This window comes from Lutispora thermophila DSM 19022 (assembly GCF_900142105.1).
GTDB lineage: Bacteria > Bacillota > Clostridia > Lutisporales > Lutisporaceae > Lutispora > Lutispora thermophila.
The window spans coordinates 115,951-134,479 of sequence record NZ_FQZS01000004.1; the positions used below are offsets into that span (position 1 = coordinate 115,951).

16 protein-coding genes and 1 pseudogene are annotated in these 18,529 nt (G+C 40.1%); 16 read left to right on the forward strand and 1 reads right to left on the reverse strand.

The genetic code is table 11. The features are described 5' to 3' along the window. Positions 1-4 precede the first annotated feature (4 nt). From ypeB to BUB48_RS17480, 15 genes are all read left to right on the forward strand, one after another. On the forward strand, positions 5-1,438 hold the full coding sequence (ypeB, locus tag BUB48_RS02635) for a germination protein YpeB (RefSeq protein WP_175548332.1): 1,434 nt from the start codon (positions 5-7) through the stop codon (positions 1,436-1,438). A 140-nt stretch (positions 1,439-1,578) separates the two neighbouring features. After that, entirely contained in the window at positions 1,579-1,749 is a 171-nt protein-coding gene (locus BUB48_RS02640; protein WP_073024259.1) for a small, acid-soluble spore protein, alpha/beta type, read from the forward strand. 447 nt (positions 1,750-2,196) lie between these two features. Further along, positions 2,197-3,090: an MBL fold metallo-hydrolase gene (locus BUB48_RS02645; protein WP_073024261.1), complete on the forward strand. Its 894-nt coding sequence runs from the start codon at positions 2,197-2,199 to the stop codon at positions 3,088-3,090. Between the two features lie 22 nt (positions 3,091-3,112). Further along, on the forward strand, positions 3,113-4,108 hold the full coding sequence (locus BUB48_RS02650; protein ID WP_073024263.1) for a DUF814 domain-containing protein: 996 nt from the start codon (positions 3,113-3,115) through the stop codon (positions 4,106-4,108). 13 nt (positions 4,109-4,121) lie between these two features. Continuing rightward, a complete protein-coding gene (gene murI, locus BUB48_RS02655) occupies positions 4,122-4,928 on the forward strand; it encodes a glutamate racemase (RefSeq protein ID WP_073024265.1) in 807 nt (268 codons plus the stop codon). 211 nt (positions 4,929-5,139) lie between these two features. Beyond that, positions 5,140-6,543, forward strand: coding sequence for a sigma-54 interaction domain-containing protein (locus BUB48_RS02660; protein ID WP_175548333.1), 1,404 nt, complete (start codon positions 5,140-5,142; stop codon positions 6,541-6,543). A 153-nt stretch (positions 6,544-6,696) separates the two neighbouring features. After that, positions 6,697-7,737: an L-erythro-3,5-diaminohexanoate dehydrogenase gene (gene kdd, locus BUB48_RS02665; RefSeq protein WP_073024269.1), complete on the forward strand. Its 1,041-nt coding sequence runs from the start codon at positions 6,697-6,699 to the stop codon at positions 7,735-7,737. A 161-nt stretch (positions 7,738-7,898) separates the two neighbouring features. Then, on the forward strand, positions 7,899-9,158 hold the full coding sequence (kamA, locus tag BUB48_RS02670; RefSeq protein ID WP_073024270.1) for a lysine 2,3-aminomutase: 1,260 nt from the start codon (positions 7,899-7,901) through the stop codon (positions 9,156-9,158). 200 nt (positions 9,159-9,358) lie between these two features. After that, a complete protein-coding gene (gene kamB, locus BUB48_RS02675; RefSeq protein WP_073024272.1) occupies positions 9,359-10,399 on the forward strand; it encodes a lysine 5,6-aminomutase reactivase subunit KamB in 1,041 nt (346 codons plus the stop codon). Beyond that, on the forward strand, positions 10,389-11,987 hold the full coding sequence (gene kamC, locus BUB48_RS02680; protein WP_175548334.1) for a lysine 5,6-aminomutase reactivase ATPase KamC: 1,599 nt from the start codon (positions 10,389-10,391) through the stop codon (positions 11,985-11,987). Before kamB ends, kamC begins: the two co-directional genes overlap by 11 nt. Before the next feature lie 79 nt (positions 11,988-12,066). Next, positions 12,067-13,617, forward strand: a complete 1,551-nt coding sequence (kamD, locus tag BUB48_RS02685) for a lysine 5,6-aminomutase subunit alpha (protein ID WP_073024276.1) — start codon at positions 12,067-12,069, stop codon at positions 13,615-13,617. An 18-nt stretch (positions 13,618-13,635) separates the two neighbouring features. After that, entirely contained in the window at positions 13,636-14,421 is a 786-nt protein-coding gene (kamE, locus tag BUB48_RS02690) for a lysine 5,6-aminomutase subunit beta (RefSeq protein ID WP_073024278.1), read from the forward strand. A gap of 207 nt (positions 14,422-14,628) precedes the next feature. Beyond that, a complete protein-coding gene (locus tag BUB48_RS18780) occupies positions 14,629-14,922 on the forward strand; it encodes a CC/Se motif family (seleno)protein (protein ID WP_264175391.1) in 294 nt (97 codons plus the stop codon). 23 nt (positions 14,923-14,945) lie between these two features. Continuing rightward, positions 14,946-16,517, forward strand: a complete 1,572-nt coding sequence (locus tag BUB48_RS02695) for a ClC family H(+)/Cl(-) exchange transporter (RefSeq protein ID WP_073024280.1) — start codon at positions 14,946-14,948, stop codon at positions 16,515-16,517. Between the two features lie 296 nt (positions 16,518-16,813). Further along, positions 16,814-16,957, forward strand: coding sequence for an S-layer homology domain-containing protein (locus BUB48_RS17480; RefSeq protein ID WP_084524320.1), 144 nt, complete (start codon positions 16,814-16,816; stop codon positions 16,955-16,957). A 129-nt stretch (positions 16,958-17,086) separates the two neighbouring features. On the opposite strand, the gene BUB48_RS02705 is transcribed toward BUB48_RS17480, so the two are convergent. After that, entirely contained in the window at positions 17,087-17,977 is an 891-nt protein-coding gene (locus tag BUB48_RS02705; RefSeq protein ID WP_207648309.1) for a foldase protein PrsA, read from the reverse strand. Positions 17,978-18,259: 282 nt separating this feature from the next. On the opposite strand from BUB48_RS02705, the pseudogene BUB48_RS02710 reads away from it, so the two are divergent. Continuing rightward, positions 18,260-18,496, forward strand: a pseudogene (locus BUB48_RS02710) (alpha-hydroxy-acid oxidizing protein); the annotation flags it as partial. Positions 18,497-18,529: the final 33 nt, after the last annotated feature.

Below are 18,529 nucleotides of genomic sequence, written 5' to 3' on the forward strand. Positions count from 1 at the left end.
GTTGGTGGAAGATAATAATGTGAAAAAAAGACATGAAGACAATACACTGGACGAAATTACCAGAGACTATAATCGAAGCCTTAAAATATGGAAGAGCATAACAGCTGTTTTGGCCATAGCTTTAATTGGAACAGGTACCTTCGGATACATGGTTAACAATGAAAAAAATTATTACAAGACCTACCTTCAGAACCAATACCAAAGAGCCTTCAGAGATATGGTATCCGACGTGGAAAATCTGAAGATACTGCTGGACAAGGCAGAAGTTACAGGCAGCCATATTCAAAGCAATTCATTGATGAATCAAATATGGAAAAACGGCTATTCTGCGGCAGAAAGCCTAAGTGAGATACCCATATCCCAAGGGGTGCTGGAAAAAACCCATAAATTTCTCAACCAAGTATCGGACTTTAGTTTGTCCATATCACGGCAAAATGCATCTGATAAGATGATGACTGAAGAGCAGCTAAATCTCCTTTCGCAACTAAACAAGCTGGCTGATGGACTGGTAAATGAATTGAGAGCCATGCAGACCAGTATAAATGAAGGGAAGATAAAATTTGGGGAGATAACCCAGAAGGGCAACTTTTTCTTGAAAAAAGCTGCCGGAAATGCATTGGATTCAGAATTCGGAAAGCTTGAAAAGGGATTTTCCGAATATCCGTCAATGATATATGACGGTCCCTTCTCTGATAATGTGATAGAAGGCAAACCTAAAGGGTTGGAGAAGGAAGAAGATGTTAACATGGAAACTGCCAAGGAAAGAGCCAAAAAGTTTGTTGGTAGTCAGAGGGTGGGAAGAATTGTAGAAGCAAGCTCCGGCAAGGGAAGGATAAACACCTTTGGACTTGAGGTTATTCCCAAGGATGGAGACAGGAGCAAATCCATATTTATAGATGTAACCAAAAAAGGTGGTCATGTCCTTTGGATGCTTGACCAGAGGGCTGTAGGGCAAAAGAAGCTGACAGACGATGAGGCCATAGAAAAGGCAAAAAACTTCCTCAAGGAACAAGGCTTTGGCAATCTCACCAGCACCTATCATTATAAGAATGATAACACCATTACCGTAACCTTTGTAGGAATAGAAGGCGATGGTGTGCTGGTATACCCGGACCAGATGAAAGTAAAGATAGCCTTGGACAATGGAGATATAGTAGGTTTTGATGCTTACCCGTATCTGATGGCTCATCATGATAGAAATATGCTGAAGCCATCCATAACAGAAGCTGAAGCCAGAGAAAAAGTGAATAAGAAAATAGAGATAAACAGAGTGAAGCTGGCCATCATACCCCTGCCCGGCGATAAAGAACAGCTCTGCTATGAATTCAAGGGAACCTACAACGGAAATGACTACTTTGTCTATATAAATGCAGAAAACGGCAATGAAGAAAACATACTGCGAGTTATCAAAGAAGAAAACGGTATCCTCACTCAGTGAGACATGGGGGACGGTTCTCTGTGTCTTACTTTGATGGAGGCTAGTGTCCAAAGGCTATATGTTTGGCAAAATTTATATGTGTAAAAGCGAAAAAATTACGCACAATATTATTACAGCCTAAATAAACAGGAGGTGCGGCCATGAGCAGAAGAGGCCTTATGTCCGAGGAACTAAAATACGAAATTGCTAAGGAACTTGGCGTAGACCATATCGTGAGCACGCAGGGCTGGGGTGGAGTCTCTTCCAGAGACTGTGGTAACATCGTAGCAAAGGCTATAGAAATTGCCAATAGAAAAGTTGGCGGACAATAACATCTAAAAGTAAGATAGGCGGTGAGCTTTTCACCGTCTATTTTATAACCTATAGAAAGTATAATTCTACCTTAATATTAACTTTCCGTAATGGGTTTCAAGAAAGGCTTCCTTGATTGCTAAAAAGCTTCCAACGGAAGCTTTTCTCATAATGTTTAGAAAATATAATTCCACCTTGATATAAACTTCCGCAATGGCGTTCTTATTGATTCCAGAACAAAAATATTCATTATCAAACAATCCTATGATATAATATCTACAAATTAAGGGAGAAGGGAGTTCAAATCATATCAAGCGTTGATACAGAAAATAATAATTTATAGAAACCACCGGTGTAGAATTTGAGCAGTTTGGCATGGCTAGACTGCCTTTTTAAAATCCATGGAGAAGTACAATTCTGCCTAGATATTAACTTGAATTAATGGGTTTAAAGAAAGGATGATGCAAATGCCCCAAAGCATTATAAAGCTAAAAGGAAGTACATATTATATAAATAGCGCCGTAAACATAGGCTTGATTAGCGATAGTGAAGGTAAAACCATAATAGTTGATACTGGTTTAGACGATGATATGGGAAGAAAGATACTTAAGCTTATGGGGGAGCAAAATCTTATGCCATCTGCTATAATTAATACCCACTCTCATGCAGATCATTGCGGAGGCAATAACTTTATAGCAAAAAGGACAGGTATACCCGTATTTGCCTCTAAATTTGAGAGACAGTTAATTGAATGTCCAATCATTGAACCTTTTTATCTATTCTCAGCAAACCCTCTAAAAGATATGAAAAATAAGTTTCTAATGGCAAAGGAAAGCACTGTAAATCATACTATAGAAGAAGGAGAAAATGAAATCCAAGGAGTGAAGCTTAATATAGTGTCCTTATCCGGTCATTCACCGGGGATGATAGGCATAGCTTCAGAAGATGGTGTACTATTTGCTGGGGATGCTTTCTTTTCGGAATACATATTAGACAAACATGGTTTACCATATTATACTGATATAAAAAATACCCTCAATACCCTTGAATATTTAAAGAGCTTACAGTATGATTATTTTGTCCCCAGTCATGGAGATGTGCTGGAGGACCCCATGCCTACCATAGAAGCTAACATGAAGAAGATATATGAAATAACAGATAATATTTTGAACTATTGCAGTGAACCCAGATCCAGGGAAGAAATCACCGCATATTTAGTAGAGCGCTATAAAGTTAAACTAAATATAAGCCAATATTATTTAACCTTGTCTACAGTGTCTGCTTACTTATCATATATGACGGATGAACAGATGATTAAGGCAGATATTTTACACAATAATGTAAAATGGATAAGAGGTTAAAAAACGAAAGGATTTGATATAAATGGCAAGAGCATTAGCATTGATGTCCGGAGGACTGGACAGCGGATTGGCAGCAAAGCTTATTTTGGATCAAGGCATCGAAGTTACGGGGCTTACCTTCAAGTCTGCCTTCTTTGGAACCAAAAACGCAGAGAAAATGGCGGCTCAAATAGGCATACCTCTTAAAATAGTGGATTTTACTGACGAACATTTGGCTATGACAAAAAATCCAAAGCATGGCTATGGCAAAAATATGAACCCTTGCATAGACTGTCATGCAATGATGCTGAATTATGCAGGAAAGATAATGGAAGAAGAAGGCTATGATTTTCTTATAACAGGAGAAGTTTTGAATCAAAGACCCATGTCCCAGAACTACAAATCACTGGAAATTGTAAAAACTGAATCAGGCTATGAGGATAAAATCCTTAGGCCTCTAAGCGCCTTGAACCTCCCTCCAACACAAATGGAACTCAGCGGAATGGTAGACAGAAGCAAGCTTATGGGATTCAGCGGCAAGACAAGAAAGCCTCAAATGGCCTTGGCAGAGAAGCTGGGGTTGGTAGAATATCCAAGCCCTGCAGGAGGATGCAGCCTGACAGATCCTAATTTTGCCGCCAGATTGAAAGATCTGTATGAACATGACAAAGAAAATACAGATGCCCATGATGTAAAACTTCTAAAGGTAGGGAGACATTTCCGCCTGTCTGATAAAGCAAAAGCTATAAGCACGAGAAACGAAGAAGAGTACAAAGCCTTAAGGGAACTCATCACAGATGACATGCTTGTATTCAACACTGCAGAATACAGCGGTTCTACAGTGGTATTAAAGGCTTCCAAGGGTTATGAACCAACCAAGGATGAGATAGAATTTGCTGCTTCCATAGCAGCCCGTTACAGCAAAGCAAAGGATGAAAAATCAGTACTGGTGAAATACAAGAAGCCAAAAGATAGCGAATATGAACTTGTAAGAGTAAAACCAGCAGATGAAGGAGAATTGAAAAAATTGATGCTGTAATGTGGAGGTAATTATGGATAAGCGACCTATTGGTGTATTTGACTCAGGAATAGGCGGATTGACGGTAGTGAAGGAAATTATGGAAGTTTTGCCTGATGAAGATATAATATATTTTGGAGATACTGCAAGAGTACCATACGGAAGCAAATCAAAGGAAACAGTCATAAAGTATACGTTTCAATGTATCAGGTTTCTTTTGGAAAAGGGAGTAAAAGCTATAGTCATAGCCTGCAATACTGCCAGTGCGGCAAGCCTGGACGTGGTTCAACAGAGCTTCGATCTGCCAATAGTGGGGGTTGTGGAGCCGGGAGCTGTTACCGCCTGCAAGATGACCAAAAGCAAGAAAATAGGCATAATAGGCACAGAGGCCACCGTCTCCAGTGGAGCCTATGAAAGGGCCATATACAATATAGACAACAATGTAAAAATGATACTCAAGGCCTGTCCCCTATTTGTACCTATTGTGGAAGAAGGTTGGCAGGATACGGATATAGCCAGGCTCACAGCTGAAAAATACCTGGGAGATTTCAAAAACAGCGATATAGATGCACTAGTGATGGCCTGTACCCACTATCCTCTACTGGAAAAAACAATTGAAGAAGTGGTGGGAAAAGATATACGGCTGGTGAACCCGGCTTATGAAACAGCGAAGGTGCTGGAGAAGATGATAAACTCCAACGGGCTGAAAAATGAGAGACCTCACAAGGCTGAATACAAATATTACGCCAGCGACAATCCGGTAAAATTCAAAAAAGTGGGAGAAAATTTCCTAAGCAAACCCATAGGCTGGGTAGAGAAGGTGGATATAGAAAAATATTAGGGTATTCCTTTAGGGTCTTGCTGCGTGCCAGGGATCACGCATCCCCATATCCAGCATCTTTTTAGTTTTTTCTGAATTTTAGAGTTAATAGTGGTTTCAATTTCATATTAATGTTATAATAAATTGGCAGGTAGTGATACCTGCTAATTAAAAGCAACATGTGCCGAATAATTGGCAAAATAGTTTTCAATGAAGTTGGAGGTGGGTGACGATGATAGACTCTCTCTTCAAGGAGAACATCGAGGAAATACTAGACCACATTGATGATGGCATACACATTGTAGACAGCTCAGGAAGAATCATATACTACAATAAGTTTGCTGCAGAGTTGGATGCTATAAATCCGGAAGAGGCCATTGGCCGACACATACTTGAAATATACCCATCCCTTACTGCCGAAACAAGCACAATATTGCAAGTCATAAAAACCGGCACTCCAATATTGAATCATCAACAATCATTCAGAAATTATAGAGGGCAGGTTATAACTACTTTAAACTCAACTATTCCAATAAAATCAGGAAGAAAGATAATAGGCGCCGTAGAGATATCCAAAGACATAACTGAAGTCAAAAAATTGTCGGAAAAGGTTGTGGACCTGCAAGCAGAACTTCTTAAAGAGGTTCATACAAGGAAGAAAAAGGAAAGCGGAGGAGCTGTTTATAACTTTGCTGATATAATAGGGACTTCAGAAGTCATGCTTAAGCTGAAAAAAGATGCGCTATCTGTTTCCAACTCCCCATCTCCAGTAATGGTATATGGAGAAACAGGCACAGGCAAGGAATTATTGGTTCATGCCATACACAATGCGAGTCCAAGAAGAAACAAACCCTTCATAGCTCAAAACTGCGCAGCCATACCTGATACGCTGTTGGAAAGCATACTTTTCGGCACCGTAAAAGGAAGCTTTACAGGGGCCGAAAACAGACCGGGCTTATTTGAACTGGCAAATGGAGGAACTCTCTTTCTCGATGAGGTGAACTCCATGTCACCAAACCTTCAGGCTAAGCTTCTGAGGGTGCTGCAGGACAGCAATGTAAGAAGGGTAGGAGATACAAAGGTTACCCATGTGGATGTAAGAATCATGACAGCTATAGGTACAGATCCTAGAGAAGCTTTGGAAAGCAAAAGCATGAGAGCTGACTTGTTTTATCGGCTCAGTGTAATATCTCTCAGGATGCCTCCTCTAAGGGAGCGCTATGAAGATATACCCGTTCTGGTCCAGTTCTTTATAGAAAAATACAATAAGATACTGGGGAAAAATATTAAAGGAATAACCCAAAGCGCCATGGATTTCTTTATGTCATACCCATGGCACGGAAATGTAAGGGAATTGGAACATGCTATAGAAGGAGCCATGAATATGGCGGAGGGAAATGAGATAACTCCAAAGGCTTTGCCACATTATCTCCAGGACATATATGTTAAAAATAAATCAAAAATGAGAAGGTCTGACATAAAGCCTCTCACAGAAACCCTGAACAAAGTTGAGAGTATTATGATTCAAAGAGCCATGCAGAAGACAGGGGGCAATATAACCAGAGCTGCGGAGATTCTGGAAATACCTAGACAAACTCTTCAATATAAGATAAGCAAATATGGAATAAAAATTTAGAGCCTAAAATTCGGCGATACAAAAGGAGCATATAAGCTAAATCAAGCTATTTGCTTCTTTTTTTAATATGGCATGCTTCTTGCAATATTATTTTTTTGTCATTTTAAAAATGATTATAAAAGTTAAAAAATTAACGATGTTAGGAGGAATATTATGCTAAAAGGATGCAAATATGGTACACACAGAGTAATTGAACCAAAAGGAGTATTACCACAGCCTGCAAAAAAAATAGACAACAACATGGATGTGCTTTACGACAATGAAATTCTTATAAATGTTCAGACTCTAAACATAGACTCAGCTAGTTTCACTCAGATAGAAGAGCAGGCTGGCGGCGATGAGGCAAAAATCGCTGAAATCATGATGGGCATTGTAGCAGAAAGAGGAAAACACCAGAACCCTGTTACAGGTTCCGGCGGAATGCTTATCGGTACAGTAGAAAAGATAGGCGAAGCTTTGGTAGGCAAAACTGACCTCAAGGTTGGAGACAAAATCGCTACATTAGTTTCTCTTTCATTGACACCTCTTCGTATAGACAAGATCAAAGAAATCAGAAAAGATATAGACCAGGTAGACATAGAAGGAAAGGCAATATTGTTCGAAAGCGGAATATATGCTAAGATTCCATCAGATATGCCTGAAAAGCTGGTATTATCAGCTCTGGATGTTGCAGGTGCACCAGCTCAGGTTGCAAAACTAGTTAAACCAGGTGACACTGTACTTATAATAGGTGCTGGCGGTAAATCCGGTATGCTTTGCTGCTACGAAGCTAAAAAGAGAGCAGGAGTTACAGGTAAGGTTCTTGGACTCTGCCACAGCGAAAAGAGTGCAGAAAGACTTAGAAAACTTGGTTTCTGCGATGTAGTATTCACAGCTAATGCTCAAATGCCTACAGAAGTAATGCAGAAAGTTTCAGAATTAACTAACGGAGAAATGGCTGACATAACAATCAACAACGTAAATGTACCTGATACAGAAATGACAAGCATACTCTGCACTAAGAACACAGGTTTGGTGTACTTCTTCAGCATGGCTACAAGCTTTACAAAAGCAGCTTTAGGAGCAGAAGGTGTTGGCAGCGACGTAACAATGATAATAGGAAACGGCTATACAAGAGGCCATGCAGACATAACCCTCCAAATCTTGAGAGAATCCAAAGAATTAAGAGACATATTCACTGAACTTTATGCATAATTGAACTAAGAGCTAAGAATTATGAACTAAAAGATATGATTCAGGGTGACTAATATGATGTAGGGAGCGGTTCATAACCGCTCCGCAACCCGAATTACGAGTAAGGGCAAATAGAAATACTCCAGGCAATGTTGATGATTAAAAATTAGGAGGTTTGATTAATGAGACATTATACTGAAATAGAATTATGGAAAGATGTTACTCCTGAGCAATGGAATGATTGGAAATGGCAAGTTTCAAACAGAATCACAACCGTTGAACAACTTAAGAAGGTTATAAACATCACTCCTGAAGAAGAAGAGGGAATCAAAGAATGCCTCAAAACATTGAGAATGGCTATTACACCATATTATGCTTCCCTCATGGATCCGGACGATCCTAACTGCCCAATCAGAAAACAAGCTGTTCCAACCAGTTTGGAACTTAATAAGGCAGATGCAGACCAATTGGATCCTCTCCACGAAGATGAAGACTCACCAACACCAGGACTTACTCATAGATATCCAGACAGAGTGCTTCTCCTCATCACAGATCAGTGCTCCATGTACTGCAGACACTGCACAAGAAGAAGATTTGCGGGACAACATGATGATGCACTTCCAATGGAGAGAATAGACAAAGCTATAGAATACATCAGAAACACACCAGAAGTAAGAGACGTATTGCTCTCCGGCGGTGACGCTCTATTAGTAAAAGATGAGACATTGGAATACATCATCAAAAAGCTTAGAGAAATTCCTCATGTTGAAATAGTAAGAATTGGTTCAAGAACACCAGTAGTTATGCCTCAGAGAATCACTCCTGAATTGGTAAACATGTTGAAAAAATATCATCCTATTTGGTTGAATATTCATTTCAATCATCCAAAGGAAGTTACTCCAGAAACTATAAAAGCATGCAACATGTTGGCTGATGCAGGTATACCTCTAGGAAACCAGTCAGTTCTTCTAAGAGGCGTAAATGATTGTGTTCATATCCAGAGAGAACTTGTTCACAAACTAGTAAAGATGAGAGTAAGACCATACTACATCTACCAGTGCGACTTGTCCTTGGGAATAGAACATTTCAGAACTACTGTATCAAAAGGCATAGAAATCATTGAAGGCTTGAGAGGACATACATCTGGTTTCTGCGTACCAACATTCGTTGTTGACGCTCCTGGTGGCGGCGGAAAGACACCTGTAATGCCTCAGTATGTAATATCTCAAAGCAAGAAGAAAGTAATACTCAGAAACTTCGAAGGTGTAATCACTACTTACACAGAACCTGAGTATATAGAAGAACCATGCAACTGTCCTGTATGCCAGAAGGAAAGAGAAGATAGACTCAGCGGTGTAGCAGGATTGCTTCAAGGCAATGCAATGAACCTTGAACCAACAGAAATGTTAAGAAAAGAAAGAGCAAAAAATAGAAAGAAATAGGAACAAATCAAGTGAGCCACTGGGGACGGTTCTCCGTGGCTCACTAATAAAGAATAGAAATAGTTTCTCGTATTAAGTTAGACAACAACGGCCTATACTTATGCTAGTAGCTAGCAGCCAGTGAACGGTGGTTAAATATAGACCCCAACGGCATACCCTGATGCTAGTGACCAGCGACTAATTAATATAAGGAGATCATCATGAAACTTATAGATCTTATCTATCCAAAAAATAGAATAGTTTCCATAGTGGGCACATGCAAAAACGCAGGCAAAACCGTAACCTTAAACGAAATAATTCTTCAGGCAGGAGAAAAAGGCATACCCATTGGCCTTATATCTACCGGAAGAGACGGCGAAAGGCGTGATGTGCTTACAGAGACTGAGAAGCCGCCGGTTTTCGTAAGAAAGGGAACCATAATAACCACTGTAGAAAACGCTATAAAACCTGAGCATGCCGGCATAGAGATATACTCTGTAACAGACTACAATACGCCCATGGGACGAGTTGTCATAGGTCGGGTTGTTGAAGATGGATATGTGGAAATATCCGGACCCTATTCATCCCGAACTATAAAGGCCATGTGTGAAGAAATGATGAGCTTTGGAGCAGAATTAGTCCTCATTGATGGTTCCTTGGACAGACGAGCCTCAGCTGCACCTTTTGTATCTGACGGCACCATATTGGCTACGGGAGCGGCTTTAGCCAGATCTCAGGAATTGGTCATAGATAAGACATTGCATATAATAAACACATACTCCATACCTCAGGCAGAAAGAGGCGAGATCCGTGATCTGGCAGAAGGCATAATCGAAGAGGGCAAGACTGGACTTATAAATGAGGATCTATCAATAACTTATGTGGATACCCTTACATCCTTGAGAAGCGGCAGCTTAATTGCCCAAGCCCTCACAGAAGATACTCGATATGTGGTTCTTTCCGGATCTGCCACTGCTGATACCCTGAAGGATATAATGCAAAATGCCAAAAGTGAAATCACTATACTGGTGAAGGATGGAACACGTATTTTCATCCCTCAAAGAGAGCTTCATCTGCTGCAGAAAATGGGTCTCAAGCTCAATGTGGTAGATGCCATAAATATTATTGCAGTTACAATTAATCCCTATTCCCCCGAAGGCTATTATTTTGACTCAGCGGCCTTCTTGGAAAACATGAGAAGAGCAATACCTGATATTCCGGTGTATGATGTAATGCAAGGGGGAAATGGTTATGAATATTAACAATAGGACATACAAAATTCTTGATATAGATAGGGTGCTGAGCGATCTGCACCCTATAACCCCCTTTGGTATCAAGCTCAAAAGCCTTATGAAGCCTTATACCAGGGCAGAAGAAGTGGAACTTAAGGAAGAATTGGACAGAGTGGAGAAAATAAGAGAGCTTGTAGATACTCAAAGAGCGGTTTTTGTAGAAATCAGAACCCACATGAGGGGTATAAAAGATATAAGAAAATCCGTAGAGAGATGCATGGAAGGCGGGGTTTTGAATTCTGTAGAGTTTTTCGAATTAAAAAACCTCATATCCATCATGCGCTCCATATCTCAAAGCCAATCGGCTCTTCACTGGAAGATTCCTGAAAAATATAAAGTACATGTGCTGGAGGAAGTAGAAAAGCTTCTTGATCCGGAAAGTTGCGGATTAAAAACTTTTTATATCTATGATTGCTACTCGGAAGCCTTGAGAAACTTGAGAGCCGAAAGGACTAAGGCAGAACACCTTTTGGAAGAAATGAGGCAGAAAAAAGCCAGAGATGTGGAATCAGAGACAGGTTTGAAGCTGAGATCCACTGGAGACATAACAATAAGCAGAAATCAGGCGGATTTGATTAAAAAGCTTATAGATTGTCCAAAACTTCAGGTTTTCTCAGAAACCTACATCAATGTTACTTTCAAAGTGAGACCTGATGAATCGATGGCTCAACTGATGCAGGAAATAGAGAATCTGAAGGAAAAGGAAGCTCTGGAAGAAATGAAGGTATTGGAAGAATTGTCCCAAAAAGTTGCTTCACAGGGACAGGCCATACTGAGAAACATTGACGCCATAGCACATTTTGACTTGCTCGTTGCCAAGGCTTATTTGGCTATTGCCATGAATGCAGTAAAGCCTATAATATCTAAGGGAATATGCTGTACCATAAAAAACGGCAGACATCCTGTGGTGGAAGCGGGCCTCAAGAAAAAAGGCAAAGATTTTACGCCTATCAGCGTGAATCTTCAAAGAGGTGTTGCAGTAATCACGGGAGCAAACATGGGGGGGAAAACCGTTTCATTAAAGCTCATAGGGCTTTTGGCAGCCATGGTGCAATACGGTCTCTTCGTCCCTGCCGGATATATGGAAGCAAGCCTTTGGGATTTCATATTCATATCAGCCGGTGATGAGCAATCCCTTGACTCCGGACTATCCACCTTCGGAGCCGAGATGCAGGGAATAAAAGAAATGCTGGACATGTGCAACCAACGGGGTTTAATTCTCATAGATGAACTGGCACGAGGCACAAACCCAAGGGAAGGCTATGCTATATCCTATGGAATCATAAGTTATCTTATGGAAAAACCCTGCATAACCATAATCACCACCCACTTTGACGGACTGGTGAGGGAAGGCGTGAAGCACCTTCAGGTTAAAGGCTTGAGAAATGTGGACTATGAAAAACTTGGCGATCCGGATGTCATATCTCAATATATGGACTATACACTCATTGAAATAGTGGGCAACACAGGAGTGCCCAAAGATGCCATAAATATTTCCCGACTTATTGGCGTACCAGAGGAAATACTAAAAGAAGCGGAAAGCATCTTAGAAAACTAAGACATCAGGGACGGCTATTTTTGCTCACGTGCCAAGACCCAATAGGAATACCCAATAGCATAATATAAGGAGGTAAAACATGAGAAGTAAGTTGAACCTTGACCAGAATCTGATCAATAGGGCCAGAAACTCTGCAAGGAAAATAGCAGATGATGTCCAAAAATTTGTGGATCAACATACAACTGTTGCAGTGGAGAGAACCATACTCAGACTCTATGGAGTTGACGGTGTAGACGAAATAGGTACTCCACTTCCCAATATAGTAGTGGACAATCTGAAAAAAGCCGGCGGATTATCTACCGGTATTGCATATTATATGGCAAATGCAGTTCTCAACACAGGACTGACTCCTCAGGAAATAGCTGAAAAAATAGCAGCAGGTGAGTTAGACATTACAAAACTTCCTGTTAAGCCTGAAGCGGAAATAAAAGCAAAAGCAGAAGAAATGGCTTTGGCAGCAATAGAAAAAATAAGAAAGAACAGAGAAAAAAGAGACGAATATCTATCTAAATTGGGAGAAGGACCAAAACCATATCTTTATGTAATCGTTGCTACAGGTAATATTTACGAAGATGTGGTACAGGCACAGGCAGCAGCAAGACAGGGCGCAGATGTTATAGCTGTTATAAGAACCACAGGACAAAGTCTTTTGGACTATGTACCTTATGGAGCCACAACAGAAGGCTTCGGTGGAACCTATGCAACTCAGGAAAACTTCAGAATCATGAGAAAAGCATTGGATGAAGTAGGAGAAGAAGTAGGCAGATACATCAGACTCTGCAACTACTGCTCCGGACTCTGCATGCCTGAAATAGCAGCCATGGGTGCATTGGAAAGACTTGATGTAATGCTAAACGATGCCCTATACGGCATACTATTCAGAGATATAAACATGCAAAGAACATTTGTTGACCAATTCTTCTCAAGAACCATAAACGGTTTTGCAGGAGTTATCATAAACACAGGGGAGGACAATTACCTCACTACTGCTGATGCTGTAGAAGAAGCTCATACTGTATTGGCTTCCCAGTTCTTGAATGAGCAGTTGGCACTGAAAGCCGGAATACCTGAAGAACAAATGGGCTTAGGCCATGCTTTTGAAATGGATCCATCATTAGAAAACGGCTTCCTAATGGAGTTGGCTCAAGCTCAGATGGCTAGGGAAATATTCCCCAATGCTCCTTTGAAATACATGCCTCCTACAAAGTTTATGACAGGCAATATTTTCAGGGGCCATTTACAGGACGCACTCTTCAACATGATATCCATTTGGACTCACCAGGGAATCCAGCTTTTAGGCATGATGACAGAAGCAATACACACACCTTTCATGTCTGACAGAGCCCTGTCCATAGAAAATGCAAAATATATCTTCAATAACATGAAAAATATTGGAGATGAAGTAGAATTCAAAGAAGGCGGAATAATCCAGACAAGAGCAGCAGAAGTTCTTCAGAAAGCTGCCGATATGCTGTTAGAAATAGAAGAAGAAGGGCTTTTCGCAACTATAGAACAAGGTAAATTTGGCGGAGTAAAGAGAAGCAGAACCGGAGGAAAGGGTCTGGACGGTGTTGTTGTAAAAGACGACAAATACATGAACCCCTTTATTCCAATGATGCTAAGCCGGTAGCCGAGAGGAGGTAGTGAAATGAGTTCAGGTTTATATTCCACAAGCAAAAAAGATTTTGATACCACCTTTGACCCCACAAGGGTTAAACCTTATGGTGACACCATGAATGATGGCAAGGTGCAGCTCAGCTTTACACTGCCCATCAAGGCTGATGAAGTAGGAAAAGAAGCTGCAAGACTATATGCCATGAAGATGGGACTTGAAGAACCCAATGTGGTTTTGGCCCAGGACATGGGAGTAGGCTATACATTTTTCGTAGTATATGGTAGCTGCATTCATACTATAGATGTAACCAGCATAAAAGTTACAAAGGTTGAATCCACAACCATGTCTATGGAGGAAACAGATCAATACATCAAAGACAACATCGGAAGAAAACTGGTTGTAATAGGAGCATCAACAGGTACTGATGCCCACACAGTAGGTATAGATGCCATAATGAACATGAAAGGCTATGCTGGACACTATGGTCTCGAAAGATATGAAATGATAGATGCATATAACCTTGGAAGCCAAGTAGCCAATGAAGAATTCATCCAGAAAGCTGTTGAACTGAATGCAGATGCATTGTTGGTATCTCAGACAGTAACGCAGAAAAATGTACACATACAAAACCTTACTAACCTTATCGAACTTCTGGAAGCGGAAGGATTAAGAGACAGATTCATCGTGTGCTGCGGTGGACCTAGAATATCTCATGAACTTGCAATAGAATTGGGTTATGATGCAGGCTTTGGAGCCGGTACCTATGCAGATGATGTAGCATCTTTCATAGCACAAGAAATAGTTAGAAGAAAGAAATAATATAATGCCACCGGGAGCAATTCTCCCGGTGGCTCAACTTTTCTGCAGGAATCTATAAGTGCTTTGCTGCTGGTTTTCTGTGATGAATTGCAGGAAAGGTTTAATGAATTCTCAAATGGTCCCATATGAGGTATTTCTTATGGCAATCTTCTATGTATTTTTATATATGGTATAATAAAACCATCACATATAAAAGGTGGAATTGGCATGAACATCACCATCACTCCGCAAGCTGCAGAATATATAAGACAAAATACCATGGATAACTCGATCATACTTCATATGGCAAGGGTCGGTTGTGGCTGAAGAGCAGTAAAACAACCCGCTGTTAAGATGGGTAAGCCCCAATTGGAAGAAAGCTTTATACTACATGACATTGATGGCATAAATGTGTATGTGGCGCAAACTATCAAGCCTCACAGCAGCGGCATTAGGGTATATCTTAAGAAAATACTCTGGATCAAGGATCTGGCAGTGGACGGGGTCTATATTGGATTATAGCTGGACAACAGGAGGATACATAAATGATAAAAAGATACTTGCATAATTTTATAGTACACGAAAGAAACTTCAAGATGAAGCTGGTGGGCGAGGGTATTCTTGTAGGTATTTTTGCAGGGCTGGTAGTAGTTTTTTTCAGAATCGCATTGGAAAGAGCCGAAGAATTTAGAGCCATGATTATGGAAATGATAAAACAAAAACCAAATCTCATATGGCTTTGGTTTTTGTTTTTGATAATGGCAGCCTTCTTGGTGGGTTACTTATTGAAAAAGGAACCTTTGATTAGCGGAAGCGGAATACCTCAGGTAGAAGGTGTACTGCAAGGAAAACTTAGCATGAATTGGCTGAGAATAATCATCAATAAAGTGCTGGGAGGAATAATATCCATAGGAGCAGGTCTTTCCCTGGGAAGAGAAGGGCCTTCCATACAACTTGGAGCCGCGGCTGGACAAGGTGTCAGCAGGATATTAAAATGTCCTAAGATAGAAGAAAAATACTTGATAACCAGCGGAGCCAGTGCAGGCTTGGCCGCAGCCTTCAATGCACCATTGGCAGGAGTTATGTTTTCTTTGGAGGAGGTACATAGACACTTTTCTCCACTAATATTATTATCTGCCATGTCGGCTTCATTAACTGCTGACTTCATATCAAAACAATTTTTTGGATTGAGGCCGGTCTTTAATTTTCATAAAATATCACCCATGCCCCTAAGATACTATGGATATATAATAATGCTTGGAATAATAACAGGTATTTGCGGTGTAATATATAACAAAACACTGCTGAAAACTCAAGATATGTATGCTAAAATCAAATGGCTTCCGGCTCACTATCGCCCCATAATCCCATTTATTTTGGCGGGCATACTGCTGATGACTTTGCGCCAGGTTTTGGGAGGAGGCCATGGTATCATTGATTCCCTGATTCAGGACAGCTATGGGATGAAAATGATGATGCTCATACTTATCATGAAATTCGCCTATTCCATGATAAGCTTCGGTTCCGGAGCACCGGGAGGTATCTTCTTTCCCTTGTTGGTATTGGGAGCCTTGACAGGGGCAATTTACAGCTCTGCCTTGGAAAGCATATTTGGTTTTCAAAAAGGATACATGGAGAACTTCATAATATTAGCTATGACAGGATATTTCACAGCCATAGTGAGAGCACCTATAACCGGAAGCATACTTATTACGGAAATGACAGGCTCTTTATCCAATTTGCTGTCTTTGAGCTTAGTGAGCATGGTGGCTTATGTAACCGCAGATTTTCTCAGATCTGAGCCTATCTATGAATCCTTGCTGGAAAGGATTCTTAGAAACAACAAAAAAGCTGAAATGAAAAGCGACAGCAATGAGAAAATAATAATAGAAGTGCCTGTATCAATGGATTCTCAAATGGATAATAAAATGATAAGAGATATTCAACTGCCAGAGAATTGCCTGATTGTAGGCATAAAAAGAGGCAATAGGGAAATTATCCCAAGGGGAAATACACTGATAAGATCGGGAGATGATCTGCTTCTCCTTGTAAATGAGAAAGAAGAAGCAGTAATGAAAGAAAGACTTTTAGATATGGCAGGGAAGCCTTTCATATAGATGAGACACCGGGGACGATTCTTTCTGTCTAACTTTTTGAGACAGAGAGAACCGTCCCCGATGTCTTACTAAAAAAGTCATGGAGGACTATCCCCCATAGTTCTCTTGATTGTTATAAAGGCTTAGAACAGCTAATTAAAGTCAAGTATATTTTTCAAAAATTTTATTAGTTTTTTAAGGTAAAAATGGTATAACAAAATAAGCCATCTATTGTAAGTAGACATAAGATGGCTGGTGTTGAAGAGTGTTTTGAACAATGTGATTGAACTGAATTCAAATGGGAGCAACATCGGCCCATGGGCAAAAGATGCCGTCAAAGGCATTGCACAGGGGGCATTATGATTGGCAAGGAAGATGGAAAATTCGATCCAAAGGGCAACGTCACAAAAGCAGAAGCAGCTACAATTCTAAGGCGCTTTGTGGAAATAGTCGTTGATTAGCCTTTTTATATATGACTGGAATATTGAATATATCTGAATAGCGAAGCAGTTAAGACTGCTTCGCTATTTTAGTGCGCCCAGCATAAAAGTAAGCTAGTCGCTTAAAGTCCCAAGGAACCCTTTTTTATTTTAGAGAAAACTTTGTATATTATAGGATTCATATTTCTTTTCAAGCCAAGTGTCGTAAGCCTCTGGCAACTTCTCCTCTACTAAAGCATCAATTATTTCCGCTTTGCTTTCTTCATAGGTAGCTTCTTTTCCGGCTTTCTTTTCTTCAACTTTAATGATATGATATCCATAATCTGTCTTTACAGGATCGCTTATCTTGCCTATTTCCAAAGAAAAAGCTGCATCCTCAAATTCCTGAAGCATGCGGCCTCTTGGGAAGAATCCAAGATCTCCGCCATTATTCTTATTGCTATCATCCTTTGAATACTCTTTAGCCAATTCTGCAAAATCTCCGCCGGATTCCAACTTGGACTTAACCTCCAAAGCCTTTTCTTCAGTGTCTACTAAAATATGTCTTGCCCTAACTTTCTCTTCCTCACCTAAGTAAGCTTTGTTCTCTTCAAAATATGCTTTCATTTCCTCTTCGGTAATTTCAATGGAGGGTCTTAAAAGCTTTTCTATCAATAAGCTCTTCTTCACATCGTTTCTTATGGAATCCATTGAATAGCCATAGGCTGTTACAACCTGCTCAAAAGCTTCAACACTACCATACTGTTCAGCAGCTTTTTCTATTTCTGCTTCTACTTCTGCATCCTGAACTACAATATTCTGAGCCTTGGCTTCCATCTCCACGATTTTTTCGGAAATCATGTAATCAAGAGCCTGTTGTCCGTTTTGAGAAACCAGGAAATTGTATAATTCATTTTTTGTGATTTTCTCATTACCTACCTTAGCGACAATCTCATTATCTCCCGTTTTGGAATTGTAGTAAATAGTCTCTGCTAATACCAATAGGATCAATAGACCTATTATAATAGCATAAATGTTCTTTCCTTTTATTGGGTTTGACACAATCCTCCACACCTTTCTAAATATCTCTTTTGCCTCATACTGTGTGTAGCCTTATAGTTGAAGCAAACTATTATTATTTTACTATATTATTATCAACTAAACATTTAAATTTCTGTGAATTATTTTGAGACATGGGAGACGGTTCTCCATGTCTCTCTTTTGCAGTTTTGATTGGGTAAAAGTAAGACGAAATACTTCTGTGTTTTTAATGCTTCATTAGATACATTTTCTCCAATCAAAGCTTAAATCTATCTAATTTTAAGAATTTTCCAAGATTAAGCATACTTAGATGGGGGCATCATGAGCGGCATAGATGTATTCAAAATGCTGGCATTGGGTGCCGACGGAGTTCTTATCGGCAGGCCATATACTGTGGCTGCCTACGGCGGAGGGGAAGAAGGAGTTGCTTTTTATACAGAAAAGATAGGAGAAGAGTTGAAACAGACCATGGTTATGACGGGATGCAATAGCATATCATTTTTGTGGAGATTTTTAGCTATAAATCATAAAAATAAATGAATAACATTATAATTCAAAAATTGACAGAAAATT

Excerpts from the sequence above, each read along its gene's own strand:
- BUB48_RS02640 (WP_073024259.1), top strand. The coding sequence starts at position 1,579 with ATGAGCAGAAGAGGCCTTATGTCCGAGGAACTAAAATACGAAATTGCT.
- BUB48_RS02645 (WP_073024261.1), top strand. The coding sequence starts at position 2,197 with ATGCCCCAAAGCATTATAAAGCTAAAAGGAAGTACATATTATATAAAT.
- BUB48_RS02650 (WP_073024263.1), top strand. The coding sequence starts at position 3,113 with ATGGCAAGAGCATTAGCATTGATGTCCGGAGGACTGGACAGCGGATTG.
- murI (WP_073024265.1), top strand. The coding sequence starts at position 4,122 with ATGGATAAGCGACCTATTGGTGTATTTGACTCAGGAATAGGCGGATTG.
- BUB48_RS02660 (WP_175548333.1), top strand. The coding sequence starts at position 5,140 with ATGATAGACTCTCTCTTCAAGGAGAACATCGAGGAAATACTAGACCAC.
- kdd (WP_073024269.1), top strand. The coding sequence starts at position 6,697 with ATGCTAAAAGGATGCAAATATGGTACACACAGAGTAATTGAACCAAAA.
- kamA (WP_073024270.1), top strand. The coding sequence starts at position 7,899 with ATGAGACATTATACTGAAATAGAATTATGGAAAGATGTTACTCCTGAG.
- kamB (WP_073024272.1), top strand. The coding sequence starts at position 9,359 with ATGAAACTTATAGATCTTATCTATCCAAAAAATAGAATAGTTTCCATA.
- kamC (WP_175548334.1), top strand. The coding sequence starts at position 10,389 with ATGAATATTAACAATAGGACATACAAAATTCTTGATATAGATAGGGTG.
- kamD (WP_073024276.1), top strand. The coding sequence starts at position 12,067 with ATGAGAAGTAAGTTGAACCTTGACCAGAATCTGATCAATAGGGCCAGA.
- kamE (WP_073024278.1), top strand. The coding sequence starts at position 13,636 with ATGAGTTCAGGTTTATATTCCACAAGCAAAAAAGATTTTGATACCACC.
- BUB48_RS02695 (WP_073024280.1), top strand. The coding sequence starts at position 14,946 with ATGATAAAAAGATACTTGCATAATTTTATAGTACACGAAAGAAACTTC.
- BUB48_RS17480 (WP_084524320.1), top strand. The coding sequence starts at position 16,814 with ATGGGCAAAAGATGCCGTCAAAGGCATTGCACAGGGGGCATTATGATT.